This is a genomic window from Phocaeicola sp. ICN-14070 (assembly GCF_037892625.1).
GTDB classification, from domain to species: Bacteria; Bacteroidota; Bacteroidia; order Bacteroidales; family Bacteroidaceae; genus Phocaeicola; species Phocaeicola plebeius.
This window is the reverse complement of the sequence record NZ_JBBKBF010000012.1, coordinates 1-20,570: the sequence shown is the minus strand read 5'-3', so window position 1 is coordinate 20,570 and position 20,570 is coordinate 1. Positions and strand designations below refer to the sequence as shown.

Genomic DNA, 20,570 nt, shown 5'->3' with positions numbered 1-20,570 from the left:
GAACAAATATGAAAAATAAATTATTTATATCCACAATTTTATCTATAACCTTAAGCGGATGTCTGGATTTAAATCCTATTTCAGAAATTGGAGAAGAATCCTTTTTTGGAAATGATACGGAAGTAGGAGTTGGAGTTACCGCATGCTACAATGGCTTAATGGAGCCTATAAAGACTGAATGGATGCTGACAGATATCCGTTCTGACATATCTAGAGCATACGACAAAAGCTCTTCGAAGACAGAGGTCAAAAACATCATGGCATTAAACGAACAAGAAGCGTTTGCATCCATACAAGAAATAGAATCATACTGGAATTCTGTCTACAACAATATATATCGTTGTAACCTAGTATTACAGAACATTGGAAATGTTTCCAATGAAACCAAACGTAAACAATATGAAGGAGAAGCTATTTTTATTAGAGCATACCACTATTTTAATCTAGTAAGATTATTTGGTCCGATATTCCTCGTAACAGAAACAATTAGTGCACAAGAAGCTTTTTCTTATGAAAGAACTGCTGTAGAAGATGTTTATGCTTTCATTGAGAAAGATCTTAAAAAAATAATTGACGAAAACCTTTTGCCTGTATCCTATGACAATGAAACAGAATTTGGAAGAGTCACACTTCTCAGTGCCAGAACACTGCTTGGAAAAGTTTATCTTACCCAGAAAAAATATGTAGATGCACAGACACAACTAAAAGAAGTAGAAACAGCATACTCGGGATATAATTTGTCCAGTTTATCTTATGCTGACGTGTTCAGTACAACTAATGAAATGAATAAAGAAATCATTTTTGCTATAAGGTTTAAATCCGGTAACGTAGGTTTGGGTAATCCTTTTGGAAATATGTTTGCCCCTCTTAACAGTGGAACAAGTGTCATCAACGGAAACGGAGAATCTTTAAACTATCCAAGTACCAAGCTCGTAAAGTCTTATAAAAATGGTGATCAAAGAAAAGATGTAACATTGGGATTTGGCTATGTAAACAACCAGACAAACAATTATGTAAATATCAGATATGTAAAAAAATATCTTTCACCTGTAACAACTGCTGAAGATGGAGAAAATGACGTTCCGGTCCTTCGCTATGCCGACGTTCTATTAATGCTTGCAGAAATTGAAAACGAATTAAATGATAGCCCAACTTCTACAGCATTCAACTATCTCAATGCTACAGTTGTACGAGCAGGACTTCCCCCATTTACAGCAACGGACTTAAATAACAAAGTTAAATTCCGCCTGGCTGTAGAAGAGGAGCGATATAAAGAATTCGCTTATGAAAATCAACGTTTCTTTGACTTAATCCGTACAGACAGATATACTACAGTCATGAAACAGTATTACCAAAGTGAATACGACGAAAAGAATGATGAACTTTACTACCAAGATAATAATAATTTAATTAATGGAGTAATAAATGAAAATCAACTGTTACTTCCATTACCAACTTCATTAATTGATGTCAATCCTAATATTACACAAAATCCAGGTTACTAATAAAATGGTTTTAGAATGAGAGGTTTTATGATTTGTGCATTAGCCCTTGCTTTTTGCGGGGCTAATGCCACTACCTTCAAGGTATCCGATTTAAATGCTTTTAATGAAGCGGTAAAAAAAGTTCAACCAGGTGACAGTATTGTCCTAGCCAATCAAATATGGAAAGATGCAGAATTAAAATTTAAAGGAAACGGGACCCAAGAAGCTCCTATAGTCCTGACTGCACAGACACCGGGAAAATGTATAATTGAAGGTGTTTCTCAATTAAGATTATCCGGTAAATACCTCGTCGTAGATGGTTTGGTATTTATGAATGGACATGCTCCTAAGGGGAAAGTCGTTATCGATTTCCGTACATCAAGCGAAGATTTTGCCTATAACTCTATTGTACGAAATTGTGTCATTGACCACTTCAATTATCCTGATAAAAGCGTGCAAGATCATTGGGTAGAATTATGGGGAAAAAATAATAGTGTAGAATATTGCTACTTTGCCGGAAAAATGAACTTGGGAACAACTCTTGTAATATGGCCTAATGGAGAAAAACATGCCCCCAATCACCACCATATCTACAGAAATTACTTTGGATCCAGGCCTAGACTGGGAAGTAATGGAGGAGAAACCATGCGTATAGGAACCAGTACCTACTCTCTACAAAATTCCTGTTCAGTCATAGAGGAAAATTATTTTGAACATTGCAACGGAGAAACTGAAATTATCTCTGTGAAATCATGTGAAAATAAAATTATTAACAACACACTATTCGAATGTGAAGGAAGTATTGTGTTACGCCATGGAAATAATAATGAAGTTTCTGGAAATATCTTAATCGGAAACGGAAAGCCTTACACCGGTGGAATCCGAATCATCAATGCCGGACATAAAGTTTTCAACAATTACCTTTCCGGACTTCGAGGCAACGAATTTCGCTATCCATTAGTAATCATGAACGGAGTTCCTAATTCGGTATTAAATCGCTATCATAAAGTAAGAAATGCAGAAGTGGTCAACAATACCTTCATCGATTGTGGAACAGCATGGCATTTATGCCTTGGAAGTGACGAAGAGCGTACTGATATACCCGAAAACGTATCTATTCGTGCCAATGTTATTTACTCCCCACAAACAGAGAAGTTGGTAAATGAATATGACAACATTAAAGGTTTTAATTTTGCCAATAATGTTCTCATTGGTAAAAATGGAACAGAAAAAAAATATGGAGGAACAGAAGCCACATATAATACAGTCACTACACGTGAAGGATTTACAACCGTTATTCCTAATCTCAAAGAATCTTCATCCAGCTATGTGAATACAGATATAAATGGCCAAAAACGCAACAACGAAAAAACCGTAGGAGCATTCGAAGCGAATTCTCTATCTGCTAGAAGATTTATACCTAACCAAACTAATTGTGGTCCTCGATACCAGTGGAACAAAGTAAATCCTTCCATCAAAACAATAGGGAAAGTTATAAAAGTACAACCGGGTGTAAATACACTTTATAAGGCCATTAAAAAGTCATCGGCAGGAGACATCATTGAGCTCACAAGTGGAAATTACGTTAATGAGAAAAAGATGTCTATTAGTCACGACCTGACCATAAGAGCAAATGCTAAGGCAACGACTCGACCGATCATCAGTGTAGACGATAAGGAATCAAAAACAATTTCTCTATTTGATTTAAAAGAAGGAGCTTCGCTGAAACTGATTGATGTCGCCCTTAACGGAAAAGAAAAAAACAGCCGACAAGCCAAATACGGTATTTTCATAGGAGGGCAAAATAGTATCACACATTACAACCTCCTACTGGATAATTGTGAAGCTTACAATTTCCTTCAGCCAGACGGAGCTGTAATCTTAGCTCAAAAAAGTACTTTTACTGACACAATTCGTATTGTCAACAGTACAATAAGCAACTCGTTCCGAGGTATCGCTCTTAACCGAGAGAAAGATGATAAAGGTCTATATAATGCAGAATATGTCATTCTTCAAAATTCCACATTCCGCAACCTAAAAGAATGGGCTGTGCATTTTTATCGCGGAGGAAATGATGAATCCACACTTGGAGGATTTCTGATTGTAGACCATTGTATTTTTGACAATGTAAACAATAATCCAGAACAATACATGATTAAGCATACTGGCTGGGTAAATTGTCAAATAACCAATTCACTCTTTCTTAATTCACCTCAAATAAAAGGTATTATTAATTTAAATAAGCGTACCCATTTTATATCTAACTGCTGCCTGATAAAATCAGGAAAAATAAAAGTAAAAGGAGAAGCCCGAGCAAACCGTATCTATTATCAAATGAATGAAATATCTGGAAATGCATCAGACGGCAAAAACATAGGTTTAATTAATTAAATAGTGACATTATGAAAAAGAACTTTTTTTTATCTATATTATTCTCTTTCACAGCAGGTTGTATCATGTATTCCTGCAGCGAGGTAACCAAAATAGAAGCAGAACAGCCTGAGCCTCCTACAATCAATGATTTCACTCCTAAAAGCGGAAAAGCCAGAACTGAAATAAAAATATGGGGAGAAAATTTAAGTAATGTAAATAAGGTTACTATAGGGGATATAGAATCAGGAATAAAATACAGACTGACCAATGATACAATTATCGTATATCCACTTCCAACTTCAAAAACTGGTAAAATCAAACTTATTAATGCATACGGTGAAACGGAAAGTGATGAAATATTTACGATGGAATATCCGGTTCCAACCTTATCCAATGTACCGGCAAATGGTAAAGTAGGAGATGAAATCTTAATAGAAGGTGAAAATCTGAATAGCATTACAGGAGTAAAGTTCGGTAACTCTGCAGCAACTATCACTTACCAAAGCGATAAAGAAATCATCATTGTCATCCCGAGTGATGTTCCCGACAACGGAACAAAGATTAGTTTTTCTTATTTCAATGGCGAAAATACAACCTCCATTGAAAGTGAAACTATATTCAGCCCCACAAAACCAGATCCAGTATTTGATGTAGAAAAGCCATCAGAAGGTAGCGAAGGAACAGCAATAGTCTTTACCGGACAGAATTTACACGTCATTGATAAAGTTATCATGAACAATGATACTGAACTTACTATCGCAAAATCTGAGACCTCTATTTCTGTCACATTACCACAAGTTGATAGAGATACTCAGGTTACACTACAAGCTATCTATTACGGAAATAAAACCATGGAAATTGTTTCCGGCTTTACCATAAAGGACACAAAATACTATGCACACAAAAACATTTTGTTAGGTGCTCGTGCAAGTGGATTACAGTCGTTCTTTAACGCAATTACAGGAGAAGCATTTACGGCATGCGACATTGCTGGAATGGGGTCATTAGCTGAAAATGACAAATTCCATCTGTATATCGATTATTCAAGTAGTACTTTAATATTTGGGAACCCAAACAGTGGAGCAAACAAATTTAGAAACTTCAAATGCGACGTTACAGCATTAGAAACAACAGGAGCTAAAAATATAGTCAAATATTATCCCGTAGAAGATACTAATTATAAAGAACAAATAATCAATGCCAATGAAAACGATTTAATTACAATCTTCTCTATGAATCCTAAAGATATTGTAGATACACTTAAAGGAGAAAATTCTTCTACATCTGATTTTAAATACCCAGAGTGGAACACAACAGATAAGAATGTAATATTATTCGTATTATATGACTCTGAAGAACAACCTGAAAAAATAGGGTTCATCCATGCCTTGAAAACTTCTGAGTTAGAAGCTAAGGACATGAGTAAAACAAGTAGTGTCACTTTCAATTGCTACTTCCAAAAGTAAACTCATCATAGCGTTGTGTATTTAGGTTTTTAATGTGAAAGTCCGGGTAAACCATTTTGTTTGCTCGGACTTTATTTGAACTATCATCAATATGAAAAAAACAATCTCCACTATTTTCATTGCAGCATTTACAATCTGCAGCTGTGCCTCACCTAAAGAAGAGGTTACACAGGGAAACAACAACACTCCTCCACAAGAAAATACAAAACCAGACAATGAAGATGAAACAAATACTCAAAAAGAATATGATATATTGATAGAGAATTTGTCACAATTAACCCAAATTTCCATAAAACCAGGGATGACAATTGCCATCAAAAATGGAACATATCATTCACAAAACATCTATTTCTCGGGAAATGGCGCAGAAGGACAACCTGTCACACTAATCGCAGAAAAACCTGGGCAAGTAAAATTCATTGGAAATTCATCACTCACCCTGAATGGAAGTTACCTAAAAGTCAACGGATTTACATGGGAAAATCCGGAAAACAAGCAAACCTTCGTCGTAAAGTTCGATAAAAATGCTTCATTCTGCTCTCTCGAGAATTGCGCCATCACAGGTTTTGAAACACAAGAAGATACAGAGAATGATTCAAAATGGATTTCAATTTACGGAACACACAATTCTATTTCACATTGCACCTTTAATGACAAAAGGAACATTGGTGCCCTATGTGTAGTTTGGCTGGAAGAAGGAAAGGAAGCATACCACCACATCAGTCACAATTATTTTTCACGTCCAGTAACCTTATACGACAAAGGAAAATCCCCTATCAACGGACAAGAAATAATTCGTATCGGCGACAGCAGCCATTCTTTGCAAAACGCATATTGCCTGGTTGATTCAAACTATTTCTATCACTGCCATGGTGAAATGGCAGAAATTATATCCAATAAAAGTTGCAAGAATACATATAGCGACAATGGATTTTACGAATGCAAAGGAACTTTAACTCTGCGTCATGGCAATGACTGTCTTGTAACCGGAAATTATTTTATCGGAAACAATATAAGTCAAACCGGAGGTGTACGTATCATTGGTGAAAATCACGTAGTAGAAAATAACCGATTTGAGACCTTGGGAGGAGAAGGTTACAAATCTGCACTATGCATCGTACGAGGACAAGAAAATAATCCATTGAATGGTTATGCCCCTGTCAAAAATGCCATTATCAGAGATAACATATTCTTAGATTGTAAGTTATCCATGCACATTAATTACAAAGGGACTTCATCACAATCCCTAGCTCCTATAAGCACTCAAATCAACCACAATACAATTATTGCGATAGATTCCAACAGCTATGTAATAAAATACGAGTCTTCATCTCCTGAAGCAGAAATCTCATGGAACAGCAACAACATATTTGGAAAAATTTCAAATGACATATTCCATCTTATAATATCCCAGACAAAGCCACTGGATATTTCATCTACTCACAACATGAATAATATCAAGCTTTCTGCTGGAACATTTCCCAACTTCTCTACAGAAAATTAATATTCCCTCAGAAATTAATGAAAATTGCATTTTTCAATTTGCCTCGACACGAACGTGACGAGGTCTTGACACGTTCGTGATGATATCTCGTCACGTTCGTGTCAAGATATTGACAGCTACGTGTCGAGGTATTTTTGTATAGTCAATCATATGCAATCGTATTACGTCACCATAAAAAATGGGAATGCACACAACGATACACTCCCATCTCACCCTAAAACCAATCTTAACACCTATAAAAGCGACATCTCTATTTGATCTACATACGAATCTTTTATCTGTAAATATGAATATCTCCTCCCCTACTTTCAAATGCCAATACTCCATTAACAGAAGCTTTTACTGTAAATTTTTCCAAACCACACTGAACATTCCATAATCCTCCTTTCAAATCAGTAATTATCACTTTATACAACTTAGAATCTTTACCTATGCTTAAAGTAATCTCTTCATCATTTATACCAAGCGCTAAATTCTGAGCAACTATATTGTTTCCTATTTCTACCGCAACATATTTACCCTCTTTCGAATAAGACTTCTTTATCTTCATGGGAGTTTTATTGACTTCCATCACCTGAAGTACATTCAAAAAGTTATCAACCTTCGATGCTTTTTTAGGTGAAAGCTCAACTCTCCATCTGCCTGCATCCTCCTGACTTACTGTCCCATAATTATATCCATCAACCCAATATTCTTTTCCAGAACCACCTACTAGCGTTATATCGGCATTGTCGCTTTCTGGCAATAAAACAGTCGTAACCAGTTTTCCATTTCTCCCTCTTTGAGTATTTGTACTGAAAATCATACCTCCTTTTATTTCTGGTTTATGCTGAGTATGAAGAAGCCACGTTTTTTTAAAAGAAGGATTAGACGATATTACCCAGTCTAAAACAATCAGACTTCCTGGCATACCTTTGGTTTTATGATTTAAAAATACAAAACTCCGCCTTACTTGCTCCACCTTCGACGGATAATCAGCTAAAAAAGAAGGAACTTTATAAGCTCCTGTAATATCTCCTTTGAAATAGGTATAATCTGGTACATCACCCGAAGCTATCTCATGCGCCAGAATAGCAGCCGAAGGGCCTGCCTTAAACATTTCCTCACTATTATCCCATGCTTTAGAAGATTTAAAAAACTGCCCCCCATCTCTGGCTTTAGCTTTTTCTTTCCATCCTCCAACGGGTTTAGGCTCATCAGGGTCATAAATAAGCAATGAGTTATGTGCTATGGTCCGAGAATAATAGTTAACGTAATTCTCTTTTCCCCAACCGTTATCGGCATCCTTTCCTTGATAAATACCAGAATCAAGCGCAAGATGACCTTTATAATAAATACTAAAATGACCTAAATCCATGTGATTATGATTTTGAGTAGAATATTCACGCATATTCATCAACACAACCATAGTTTCTGAGTCATAATCTGTTTTCCCCATATCCCAACCTGTACGAGCAATCATAATACCCGCAGGAGACGGAAAAAATCTTGACAGTGGAGCTTTAGTAATCGGACAAGATGGAAAGCCCGGATTATGATATATAAAAACCCTGGCACTTTGATGAGCAGATTTCATAATCATCTTACGAGAAATATCCTGCAGAAAAGAATCTCCCGACAAATTTGCTGACAAGTAAAATAATTGACTGTTTCCCATCTCTACATGATTATGACAATCTCCTTCCGGCATTCCATCCATATCTGAAGCCTGAGGTATCATTCCATAAACAGACCTATAAGCCATTTTAAATATATCCGGATTATAAGGACTTGCATTTAACTTAGTCAAAATAAAATGTTGAAGCAATTCATTAGAACCTCTTACATGTATATATTGTGCTCCCTGATGATGAGTTTCTGATGGTATCATTCTGTTTCTTGATGGAGCAAACCCTTCGGTCTGCTCCTTATATGCCATCTCAAACAAATCTTGTTCTTCATCAAATATAGCTATTCCCATAGCCAAAGACACTGTAGGCGCATACTCTCCATAATGCCCAGACAAATACTGTTTTTTACTCCCATCAGGTATTCCATATTCAGTAAGCCTGCAAACTTGTTTCATATATTTTATCAGATTGCGCTTATCATCAAAAGAAAGCAAATCATAACACCAATCATACACCATTGCCGCTCCAAAAATAGCTTCATACGTTTGAAGATTATAATGATAATCTTTTTGTACAGTCTTGCGATGAGCTGAATACGAGGATAAATAATTTAACGCAACTTTCACAGCTTGTAAACCATCTTGTTTATTGGTAGTAAGCAGATAAGACAAAGCTAGTGCTTCCATTTTTTGCCGCACTTTTTCATCAGGCTTATCTGTAAAAACCACTCCATCTATCTCATAGGATTTTTGCCTGTTAAACGTACACCGGAGTTCGTCAAAATCCGGATGTGTAAATCGCTCTTTCAAGTCATCTATTTCATTACTTTTTACCAATAATCTTGGATGCTTTGGCAATGGATAGTGAACTTTACAAGTATCTGTAATATTTATTGAATCTCCAGAAACAACACTAAACACTAAATTATACTTCTTCAAACTTAACGAATCTGTCAGTTGGTCTTTTCTTATCAACACTTCTATTCTCAAACCACTATTATTAGTTGTTTTTTCAAGATTGTAACTATGAATCAAAAATGGAGTGTCATTTTTAATATAAATCTCCGCCAAATCAGGTTGACCAATTTTACATTTAAGGTCAATTTTATATATCCATAGATAATCTCCACAAGACATGTAATCTCCCGTCTTTAAGATTTCCGTTTTATCAACAATCTCACTATTACAAGCAATTAAAGAATTACAGCTATAATAAAAAGGGCAGAAAACATATAAGATAAGCAGGATTTTTATTCTAATATTTTCCATAATCAAATAATTTTTAATCTGTATTGGTTTACCAATTGCAAATATATTATATATTTAGAGTAATAAATAGTACCTGTCAATATTTATACAAAATTAACCGTCAACCATAAATTTGTATTATTTCAAAAGCTAAAAATTTATTACAAACAAATTCTATATTATTCAAACAACAAAACCAAAAGAAATTACTTATATTTGTTAGTCTAAAACCTTGTACTAATTCTCAAAAATTAAACTATGAACAAAAAACTATCATGGCTACTGCTTTCCACTCTATTGGGAGGAGCCGTACTAACCGGATGTTCGGAAGAAAATCCAAAACCGACAAACGGAGAAGGTGATCAGAATCCCACATCGAAGAACCCCACAGAACTCTATTATGCCAACATGTTCGGCAAGGAAGCTATGAGTACCTACTATTACTGGAATAAGGAAATCAGTAGTGACCTGGACAACTGGAACATCGAGACCAACAATGACCCAATCGGCACCGTTGACCGGATAAGGTACCACCAAGGGGATAAATACATTGACAAATGGTCCATGCTCACCGATGACATGGCTTCCTTCAACAGCAGTGTGGAAGGTGTTTCGACTACATTTGGATGGAATCTGACCTTTTACCTGGTAGAAAAAGAAACGAATCAATATGTAGCAGTAGTAAACTTCGTTCATGAAGGGACTCCTGCCGCAAAAGCAGGATTTAAACGAGGAAACATTATCCTTTCTATAAACGATGAAAAAATCACCCCCGACAACTATGCGGATTTATACTACAAACCTACCTTAAAGGTTTCCCTCGGAGAACTGAAAGAAAATACCATCGTCAGCCAGAACAAGTCAATAGAGCTAACAGCCGTCAACATGTACGAGAATCCCATCATCTGTGACTCCATATATGAGTTTAACGGGAAAAAAGTGGGCTATCTGGTCTATACCGGATTTGACCTGAAATCCATCAATCCACTGATTGAAATTGGGAAAAAGTTTAAAGCAGAAGGTATAGAGGAACTGGTTTTAGACCTCCGGTACAACGGAGGAGGTTATGTTATTACTGAAAATGTGTTAGCCTCCATGTTTGCTCCGCAAGAAGCTGTCAGCAGCAAGAAAGTATTCGAAAAAGAAATCTACAACAGCTATTTGAGCGAAATCTACCAGAAACAAGGAGAAAATCTGGAAACCCGTTTCACCACAGAATTCAATTATCCGGAAGTGGAAGTCAATGCAAGCACCAAAGATGCCAACATCGGATTGAAAAAAATCTACGGATTAATCGGCTCCGGATCGGCATCCGCATCCGAAGCACTGCTTGGCGGACTAATGCCTTATACAAACGTTCGACTCATCGGCACACAGACACACGGCAAGTACTGCACTGGGTGGATGCTCAGCGCAGAAGAGATGTACGAGAAATGCCCACAAGAACTGAAGAACTGGGGAATCTATGTAATGGTCAGCATTTACCAGAATGCCGATGGAAAAACTCCCTGTATGCCTGATGGACTCATCCCGGATATCCAAATTGAGGATGACCCGATACAGGCTTATCAAATAGGAGACGTCAACGAGCCTCTCTTGAAACAGGCACTTATGGAAGCCGGACGTTCATACGAAACTAACGGTGTACACAGCCGTAGTGCGGCTTCCCCACACTTCAAGGCACTCCCGCCTGTAAAAACACCACTCTTTGGAAAACGTATCCAGCTGATTCCATCATTCGTTTCTTCACACTCCAAATAATGGATTGTATAAAAAAGTTCGCCAGACTCCGTAAAAGAATCTGGCGAACTTTTTTTATACAATCATCTATGATTCAAACACAGTCTCATTCTTCCCATACCAGATAAGCAGACACCAGCCAATGATTCAATTCATCCTTATTTACAGGCTGGGCTTCAGGTATGCTGACAGTAAATGTGTGCTTTCCTGCTTGCAAGTCTGGAAGCTCAATTACCTCCGGCAATACATCCGACCCGGGACACCAGTTAGAACGCGATAAATCAGAAGATGCCAATGGTTCCTCTACCTCCTTGGTCTTATAACCATCTTCACTAATATAGGCCGCCAGACGTTTGATAAGCCAGACACCAGTAGCCGGATTGAAACGACGGAAAGAAGCACAGTCATCTCTCCAAGGAACAAAACTATAAACCTCTTTTCCATCCACGGAAAGAATATTGCGCTTCTGCACAAATTCATCACCACCGGAATGGCCTCCATGACCGGTTACAATGTATTTCAAACGCACATTCTTCGCGTTCTTCGGAAGCACAAAATCAGTAGAAACAGATTTACGGGCAAAAATGTCCGGATAAGACTGACCGATATAATATACCGTATTCATCAGAGGTTCCACATGACGGCGGACAAGCTTTTCACATGTTACCGGAGTTTCCTTGATTTTCAACTCCATGCTGGCCACATACCCTTCTTTTGTCCACGTGTCAATAAAGATACCGACATACACTTCACCTTTAAGGGCCGAATATAAATCGGTAATGTCCTGCTCCCATTGCACACATTTCTCCCACTTAGGAATATAAACCGGACGACGCTTGCTGGACAAAGAATCATCATCTTCACTGAAATGCCCTACCCCGAAAGGTGTCATGAAACGCATCAGCTCTATTGTAGGCAAATAGTCCTTTCCCGGTACAATTCCAATCATATTTTCCAGTTTCAAACTGTCTATTTCCGGAAATTTTCTCTTTCCCTGTGCAATACTCAGCAAATTCACAGCCGAATTCTTGGGAAGCACAAAACAAGAACCGGACTTATCCCAACGGTCACCATTAGAGGCTACGGTCACCTTCAAGCTGACTGTCACATCCCGCTGGTAATCGGGAACCTGAATCTTCTTCAAAATAATACGACCGTTCACCAGGTGAATAACTCCATCCGCACCCGCTGTAGAATACCCTGCATAGGTATCTGGTACAAAATGAATATTCTCCTTGTCAAATACCGTCAAATTCAAATCTCCTTTTGCAGGAAGTTCCTTATGTCCTGCCGCACATACGTTCAACGCCACGAATAAGGAAACAAACATACTAACTATCTTCATATACTCATTTTATTATTTTGCTACTTCAAAACCTCTTTTATCCAAATAAGCCTTAAACTTATGCAAATACTCTTCGTCCGGCCCGTCAAAGAAGGAAACCCCTGAAGCTCCATTATTGAAAGCCTCATCCAATGCCTGCTCAAAAGTTTTCTTAATATCAGGGAACATCAATCCGGCATAAATTTTAGCCCGGCCATTAATCGTCTGTACACTTTCCTTCACCGAACGTCCAATCCACTCCGGTCCTTCATAATAAAAACCATTGTAAATCATCGGGAAGTATGCATCGAGCGACCACTGTCCCCAATCCTGACGCACCATTTTGCGAGCCATAGAAGGTCCCGGGAATACCGCAGCAGAGATACGTTTGCCATCTGCCTTGATGGTCTGCGTAATCTTATTGACCACACGTGTAATGGCATCCAGACGGAAATTTATCCATGACTGGTCTTCCATCGGATACTTCAATTCCAGCGGGTCTTTTCCGGTCTGCTCCCTAAACATCTTCCGGCATACCTCACAATAACAATAATCATATTCCGGCAATTCAGAAGTCTGCTCAATTCCGTAATTCTTCCACAAGCTCACCGGTAACACTACATCTGGGAAACGCACATAATCCAAATGCACTCCATCCACATAAAGCAGATTCGCTTCTTTCAGGTAATCTGCAGCCAAATATTCAGCCACACCTTCATGGTTCGGACACAAGAAGCGGTAATAATCTACATAAGCAGGTTTGTCATAGCATGACTCCCCTTTACGGTTCACGGCAAACCAGTCGGAATGTGTCTCACGCACTTCTCTACGGTTCATGGTCCATTTCCAATAATGCGCCTCCAGACCCGCTTCCTTACATATCCGGTAAGTAGCCTCATCATAGCCTTCAAACATGACTCCACTGATGCCGCATTCTTTCATCAGAGCAAAGTATTTCTTATAGTACGCATCTCCCTTTTCCTTATTAATGCGCATCCATACCCAGTTCTTTACCTGACGGGGAGTAATGGCTTCACGAGTAAACCTACCGTTATGGTCTACCACATAACGTACTTTTTCTTCAGGCACGCTTACTGACATACAGAATGTACGCTGTATAGCCTCTACCAAGATTTCAGCACCAGCGGGCAAGTCCTTCAATTCCGCCTCGGTCAGGAAGAAATTCTCTTTGGAACGAATGTAATTTTTCTCCTTGGCATAATTATCCAATTGTGCATAGAACATAGCCCAAAGCAACTTATAGGCAGCCATATTGTAAGGATACTTGAAGGAATCAGTACCCTTTCCTACCACCTTATCCGACAGATACAAGAACCCCCATCTGTCGGGCATATGCATATCGATGCGTCCGGTAGGCATCCATACCCAGTTTTCTTCACGCTGTCCAGGCTTCAACCACTGTACACGTGAGAAGTTGATACGCCAGCAGTTTCCAGCCTGAGCCGGATTGGAGAAATTCACTGTCAACGCTTTATGAGGAATAGCCATCTCCACACTCCACTGTTTGTCCTTATCTTTCGACTTGTTCAAGGTTCCTTCACGATGAATAGCCAGCTGAAGTCCCGGACAATCCCACTGAATCATAAAATTACCCCCCGAACGGTAAGGTTTGTCCAGCATCAAGTCAAAAATAACTCCCTTCGCATTGGTTTCTATTTCAAAGTAATTCTGCCCGTCTCCATCCGGATCCAGGAAAACTTCAAAGTCATTGTCATAATAGATAATCGTATCCCGCTGACTGAGTTTCGCCTTGATGTCATCCTCCTGCAACACGGCTCCTACATAGAGATAATTATCATCCCACAACATTTTGGCAGAAGTATCATAACAAGGTTTGGCAAATCCTTCCCCACTTATATCTACAAAAGAAGAAGTGGACTGCGCCTTTTGCCAGTCTGCCTCATTCAGTTTTCCATCTACTTTAATTTTTCCATCCACACGATAGCATACATAGCCTTCGGGAAGCGTCAGCATACGTTCATACTTTTCATACAACCCCTGCCCCCAGAGCTGTCCTGCCATTGCAAATGCAAACAAACTACCTATCAATTGTTTTCTCATAATCAGTTTTTTTCATTAATTACTTTCAATAACTTGTCCCGCTCCCCGATACAATTTGACCGGTCCGTCCAACAATACGGCAATTACTGTAATTTGTGAATCAAGCACATGATCGGGCACATCAATATAAAGATTACCAGGCACCTCACTCCAATAGTTCTTATTATATACCTTATAAGACAACATGGAACCATTACCTACTACCCATACCCGGTTGACTTTATTCATCAGCCCTTTCACTTCAATGGGGCCATTAGGCTTATAAGGTAAGTAAAGATACAAGATATCTCCCCCTTTATTCAGTGTTGTATATCCCTGGAAGTGTTCTGCTGGAATACCGGCACGGGTATCATAAATCGCCTCCTTGTGCTTTTTCGTCCAACGCCCGAACTCTTTCAAAATAGCTACCTGCTCTTCTGGAATTGTACCGTCCTCTTTCGGTCCGATATCCAGTAACAAATTACCTCCCATGCTCAGGCAATCCACAAAAGTCCGTAATAAAATATAGGGTGATTTATAGTTGGAATCTGTATGTTGGTAGCCCCAAGAATCATTCATGGTCATGCACAACTCCCAATATTTATCCTCAGGACGCACAATAGGAACACCTTGCTCTGGCGTAGCATAATCACCATATCCCTGAATACGTGAGTTGATGATCACATTCTTATTGTCCGACCGAAGCAAATCTACAATTCCTTTAGAGTTCCATGCCTCCGCAGTTTGCTCCCAATCTCCATCGAACCAATACAAGTCCGGCTTCCAAGTCTTGTTCAACTCTGCCAATTGTGCCATATTAAAATCCACGAAGCGCTGCCAACGTACAGGGTCATTCGTATAACGCACCTCCGTACGTGTCATGTTCGGATAATCAGGATGTGACCAGTCCAACAAGGAATAATAGAATCCCAACTTCAATCCCTGCTTGCGGACCTCCTTTACAAATGGACTGATTAAATCTCTTTTAGCCGGTGTACACTTAACCGTACTCAGCTCACCCGCTTTTGTATCCCATAAAGCCATCCCATCATGATGCTTCGTTGTAATCACCGTATAACGGGCTCCACTTTCTTTAATCAAGTCCACCCAAGCCTTAGGGTCGTATTTTGAGGCAGTAAAACCATCTTTTTGACTCATATATTCCTCATAAGGCAGGTACTTATTGAAGAAAGACCAGCTTTCGGAAACCCCCTTCACCGAATAAATACCCCAATGAATAAAAATACCCAACTTAGCATTTGAGAACCACTCCATCCTTTTTTCTTTCATAGCATCCTGCTGCGTTTTTTCCGGTGTCTGACTAATGGCAGGCGCAACCGAACAACAAAGAGCCGTACATAAAGCTATAATTTGCTTGTTTAGCATATTGATAAAAATAAAAGATTAATACAATTCAATCGACAAACCACAAGGAACCTATGTTATTCCAAAAACTGCTTAAACATAAGGTTAAACAAAGCATCTATCCAAATCATAGAAATATTCTATATATGGCAAATATAGCAAATTTTCAAACATTTCTATTATAATTAGCCTACAAAAGGACACAAAAAAACTCCGCCAATTAGCGGAGTTCTATAACAAAAGCGGAAGCTGGGGGATTCGAACCCCCGGTACGGTTACCCGTACGGCAGTTTAGCAAACTGCTGGTTTCAGCCACTCACCCAAACTTCCAGTAGCCGACTGTAGCGCATACGGGAATCGAACCCGTGTTTCAGCCGTGAGAGGGCCGCGTCCTAGGCCACTAGACGAAAGCGCCATTCTCTTTTCTCAACCGAAGCGGAAGCTGGGGGATTCGAACCCCCGGTACGGTTACCCGTACGGCAGTTTAGCAAACTGCTGGTTTCAGCCACTCACCCAAACTTCCAATCTTCTTTGGGAACGCATTTTCTCTCAAATGCGGTGCAAAGATAGAGCGAGTTTTTGAGTTGTGCAAACTTTTGCCGAGATTTTTTCACAAACACATTTTACTTCCAGCTTTATTCTAAATCTTATACCACTTTGTAATTAATGCAAAATGATAATATACCACAAACTAGGTATTGTACAAAACAAGGTTTTTCACTACCTTTGCACTCGGTTTAGAAAACCACATTTACATAACTTTTTAATATTTCAAATTTATGGCAATGAATTTTAAAGAAGGTCGTTGGAACCATGAAATCAACGTCACCGATTTCGTAAAGACAAACATTACGCCTTACGAGGGCGACGCTTCATTCCTGGTCGGTCCTACTGAACGTACAAAAGCTGTTTGGAACAAATGTTTGGAAGCGCTAGCTGAAGAACGTGCAAACAATGGTGTACGCTCACTCGATCCGTCCACAGTATCAACCATCACTTCTTTCGCACCGGGATATATTGATAAGGAAAACGAAGTTATTGTCGGCTTGCAGACTGACGAAGTGTTGCGCCGCGCAATCAAACCTTTTGGAGGTATCAAGGTAGTAGAAAAAGCTTGCCGTGAAAACGTAGTAGAAGTTGACCCGAAGGTTAAAGATATTTTCACTCATTATCGCAAAACTCATAACGATGGGGTTTTCGATGCATACACAGAAGAAATCCGTTCTTTCCGCTCACTTGGTTTCTTGACAGGACTTCCTGACAACTATGCACGTGGACGAATCATCGGTGACTACCGTCGTCTGGCACTGTACGGTCTGGACAGACTGATTGAAGCTAAACAGAATGATTTACGTCATCTGACAGGCCCAATGACCGATGCCCGTATCCGCCTTCGCGAAGAAGTAGCTGAGCAGATTAAGGCGCTGAAGGAAATCAAGGTCATGGGAGAGCAATACGGTCTTGAACTGGGACGTCCGGCTCACAATGCGCAGGAAGCTGTTCAGTGGGTATATATGGCTTACCTGGCTGCTGTAAAAGAACAGGATGGTGCTGCCATGTCATTGGGTAACGTATCGTCTTTCCTGGATATCTATATTGAATACGATATGGCTCATGGCCTGATTGATGAAGCACACGCTCAGGAATTGATTGACCAGTTTGTCATCAAACTGCGTATGGTACGCCACTTGCGTATGCAGGCTTATACTGACATCTTTGCCGGTGATCCGACATGGGTTACAGAATCCATCGGTGGACGCTTCAACGACGGACGTACAAAAGTAACCAAGACTTCATTCCGTTTCTTGCAGACATTGTACAACCTCGGCCCTTCACCAGAACCTAACTTGACCGTGCTGTGGAGCCCGGAACTGCCGGAAGGTTTCAAGAACTTCTGTGCACAGGTTTCTATCGATACATCTTCTATCCAGTACGAGAACGACGACCTGATGCGTGAAGTACGTAACTCTGACGACTACGGTATCGCTTGCTGTGTATCTTATCAGGACATCGGCCGTCACATCCAGTTCTTCGGTGCACGCTGTAACCTGGCCAAGGCATTGCTGCTGGCTATCAACGGCGGACGCTGTGAAAACACCGGTACACTGATGGTGAAGGATATTCCGGCATTGAGCGGTGATGTATTGAACTTTGAAGAAGTGCTTGCCAACTATAAGAAAGTGCTGAAAGAAATGGCACGCGTGTACAACGAAGCCATGAACATCATCCACTACATGCACGACAAGTATTATTACGAAAAGGCTCAGATGGCTTTCGTAGATACTGATCCGGTCATCAACCTGGCTTACGGTGTAGCAGGTATGTCTATCGCTGTGGATTCACTTTCTGCCATCAAGCATGCGAAGGTAACAGCTCGTCGTAACGACATCGGACTGACAGAAGGATTCGACATCGAAGGTGAATTCCCTTGCTTCGGAAATGACGATGACCGTGTAGACCACCTGGCTGTAGACTTGATTTACTACTTCGACGAAGAGCTGAAGAAATTGCCGGTTTACAAGAATGCCAAACCGACCTTGTCTATCCTGACCATTACTTCAAATGTGATGTATGGTAAGAAAACCGGTGCAACTCCCGATGGCCGTGCCAAAGGTGTGGCATTCGCTCCTGGAGCCAACCCGATGCACGGACGCGACAAGAACGGTGCCATTGCTTCTCTGAGTTCTGTAGCTAAATTGCGCTACCGCGACTCACAGGATGGTATCAGTAACACCTTCTCTATCGTACCGAAATCTTTGGGAGTAGATATGGAAAACCGTATCGAGAACCTGGTAACGATGATGGACGGTTACTTCGTGAAAGGTGCACACCACCTGAACGTAAACGTATTGAACCGGGAAATGCTGGAAGATGCCATGGAGCATCCGGAAAAATATCCTCAGCTGACAATTCGTGTATCTGGTTATGCAGTGAACTTCATCAAACTGAGCCGTGAGCATCAGCTGGAAGTAATTTCACGCAGCTTCCACGAACGCATGTAATTCTTGCATAAAGAGTATATAATTTTAACTGGACACAAACTACCCGGATTTCAGTCTGGTAGTTTGTGTCTATTATTTTTATCCTATCATGATTAGAGTACATTCATACGAATCATTAGGCACTTACGACGGTCCGGGAATACGTCTCGTTGTTTTCTTGCAAGGCTGTAATTTCCGATGCCTTTATTGTGCCAACCCCGATACCATTGACGCCAAAGGAGAAAGTAAAGAAACCGCTCCCGAAGAGATTCTCAAGATGGCTGTAAGTCAGAAACCTTTTTTCGGGAAAAAAGGAGGTATTACTTTTAGTGGAGGAGAACCGACTTTTCAGGCCAAAGCCTTGGTTCCCTTATTCCGCATGCTGAAAGAAGCGGGCATTCATACCTGCGTGGACACAAATGGAGGAATCTGGAACGAAGATGTAAAGGAACTGCTTTCGCTGGCAGACCTCGTTCTGCTTGACGTAAAAGAATTTAATGACGAACGCCATAAAGCACTCACTGCCAGAAGCAATGCACAGACCCTGAAAACTGCTGCTTGGCTTGAAGAAAATCAGAAACCGTTCTGGCTGCGCTATGTATTGGTACAGAAATACAGTTATTTTAAAGAAGACATAGAAGCACTTGGTGAACATTTCAAAAATTATCGCATGATTGAACGGGTTGAAATACTTCCCTATCACACCTTAGGCGTACACAAATACGAAGCTATGAAACTGGACTATCAGTTGAAGGATGTGAAACTCAACACGCAAGTTCAATTGGACGAAGCGAAAGAGTTGTTCGAAAAGTACTTCAAGACAGTTTACGTAAACTAACAAATTAGTTTACAATGCCTTATTCACCCCCAGTACTTCTTAAGAAGTACTATAGTACTTTCAAGCAAGTACTGAAGTACTTCCCCGGCAGTACTACGGTACTTTTTAGGAAGTACTGAGACCATTCCTAACCGCGTAAAACAAAAAGTCACAACTTTTTCTGAAAAAATTTATCATCTCCATGCAGTAATTACATCTATGTTTCATTTATTATACAAACAACAAGAAACAATAAGACTATAATTACTATATGGAAAAAATAAGGTTAGTGAACAGTACCGAGATGGGAAAAGAAAATTCAAAAAGAATTTCCAGTAAACAGCTGGAAGCAAAAATTACAGCTTTCACCATTATATTGGCTGTAATCGTCATGAATATATTGTGGTGGACAGGTACCCAGTTCTTGGAGTTGAACAATAACCACAATATAACAGAAACTGCAAGACCTTTTAGCCAACAGGCCATGCAGCACAAATAACCCTTTTCAAGGAAAAAGGCAAAAAAAGAAGTCCTGGCACCTCAACTCAAAATGCCAGGACTTCTTTTTTGTATTCTATTTGCATCTACAGTAACAAGG

At 39.6% G+C, this 20,570-nt stretch carries 12 protein-coding genes and 3 tRNA genes; 8 read left to right on the top strand and 7 right to left on the bottom strand.

The genetic code is table 11. The features are described from left to right. Positions 1 to 8: 8 nt before the first annotated feature. From WKT20_RS05530 to WKT20_RS05515, 4 genes are all read left to right on the top strand, one after another. Complete coding sequence (locus tag WKT20_RS05530) at positions 9 to 1,505, top strand: RagB/SusD family nutrient uptake outer membrane protein (protein WP_118026208.1); 1,497 nt, start codon at positions 9 to 11, stop codon at positions 1,503 to 1,505. A 15-nt stretch (positions 1,506 to 1,520) separates the two neighbouring features. After that, positions 1,521 to 3,875: a polysaccharide lyase 6 family protein gene (locus tag WKT20_RS05525; RefSeq protein ID WP_118026207.1), complete on the top strand. Its 2,355-nt coding sequence runs from the start codon at positions 1,521 to 1,523 to the stop codon at positions 3,873 to 3,875. Positions 3,876 to 3,886: 11 nt separating this feature from the next. Further along, complete coding sequence (locus WKT20_RS05520) at positions 3,887 to 5,323, top strand: IPT/TIG domain-containing protein (RefSeq protein ID WP_118026206.1); 1,437 nt, start codon at positions 3,887 to 3,889, stop codon at positions 5,321 to 5,323. 91 nt (positions 5,324 to 5,414) lie between these two features. Beyond that, positions 5,415 to 6,827: a polysaccharide lyase 6 family protein gene (locus WKT20_RS05515; protein WP_118026205.1), complete on the top strand. Its 1,413-nt coding sequence runs from the start codon at positions 5,415 to 5,417 to the stop codon at positions 6,825 to 6,827. Between the two features lie 274 nt (positions 6,828 to 7,101). Here the strand turns inward: WKT20_RS05515 and WKT20_RS05510 are convergent, their stop codons facing one another. Further along, positions 7,102 to 9,705 carry a heparinase II/III domain-containing protein gene (locus WKT20_RS05510; RefSeq protein WP_340417001.1) on the bottom strand — a complete coding sequence of 868 codons (2,604 nt, stop codon included), beginning with the start codon at positions 9,703 to 9,705 and terminating at the stop codon, positions 7,102 to 7,104. 237 nt (positions 9,706 to 9,942) lie between these two features. On the opposite strand from WKT20_RS05510, the gene WKT20_RS05505 reads away from it, so the two are divergent. Further along, positions 9,943 to 11,445, top strand: coding sequence for a S41 family peptidase (locus WKT20_RS05505; RefSeq protein ID WP_340417000.1), 1,503 nt, complete (start codon positions 9,943 to 9,945; stop codon positions 11,443 to 11,445). A gap of 85 nt (positions 11,446 to 11,530) precedes the next feature. Here WKT20_RS05505 and WKT20_RS05500 read toward each other — a convergent pair whose 3' ends face one another. The 6 genes from WKT20_RS05500 to WKT20_RS05475 form a co-directional block, all read right to left on the bottom strand. Then, complete coding sequence (locus WKT20_RS05500; RefSeq protein WP_340416999.1) at positions 11,531 to 12,769, bottom strand: PNGase F N-terminal domain-containing protein; 1,239 nt, start codon at positions 12,767 to 12,769, stop codon at positions 11,531 to 11,533. 12 nt (positions 12,770 to 12,781) lie between these two features. Further along, the gene (locus WKT20_RS05495) at positions 12,782 to 14,791 is read right to left on the bottom strand and encodes a sugar-binding protein (RefSeq protein ID WP_445323264.1); all 2,010 of its coding nucleotides are present in this window, start codon (positions 14,789 to 14,791) and stop codon (positions 12,782 to 12,784) included. A 54-nt stretch (positions 14,792 to 14,845) separates the two neighbouring features. Continuing rightward, the gene (locus WKT20_RS05490) at positions 14,846 to 16,195 is read right to left on the bottom strand and encodes an alpha-L-fucosidase (RefSeq protein WP_007561247.1); all 1,350 of its coding nucleotides are present in this window, start codon (positions 16,193 to 16,195) and stop codon (positions 14,846 to 14,848) included. 222 nt (positions 16,196 to 16,417) lie between these two features. Beyond that, positions 16,418 to 16,504 (bottom strand) — tRNA-Ser (locus WKT20_RS05485). Between the two features lie 12 nt (positions 16,505 to 16,516). Continuing rightward, positions 16,517 to 16,589 (bottom strand) — tRNA-Glu (locus tag WKT20_RS05480). A 21-nt stretch (positions 16,590 to 16,610) separates the two neighbouring features. Further along, positions 16,611 to 16,697, bottom strand: a tRNA-Ser gene (locus WKT20_RS05475). Between the two features lie 256 nt (positions 16,698 to 16,953). On the opposite strand from WKT20_RS05475, the gene pflB reads away from it, so the two are divergent. From pflB to WKT20_RS05460, 3 genes are all read left to right on the top strand, one after another. Then, on the top strand, positions 16,954 to 19,176 hold the full coding sequence (gene pflB / locus WKT20_RS05470; protein ID WP_340416997.1) for a formate C-acetyltransferase: 2,223 nt from the start codon (positions 16,954 to 16,956) through the stop codon (positions 19,174 to 19,176). Positions 19,177 to 19,264: 88 nt separating this feature from the next. Next, a complete protein-coding gene (gene pflA / locus WKT20_RS05465; protein ID WP_340416996.1) occupies positions 19,265 to 19,993 on the top strand; it encodes a pyruvate formate-lyase-activating protein in 729 nt (242 codons plus the stop codon). A 283-nt stretch (positions 19,994 to 20,276) separates the two neighbouring features. Continuing rightward, entirely contained in the window at positions 20,277 to 20,471 is a 195-nt protein-coding gene (locus WKT20_RS05460) for a hypothetical protein (protein WP_147351457.1), read from the top strand. Positions 20,472 to 20,570 lie beyond the last annotated feature (99 nt).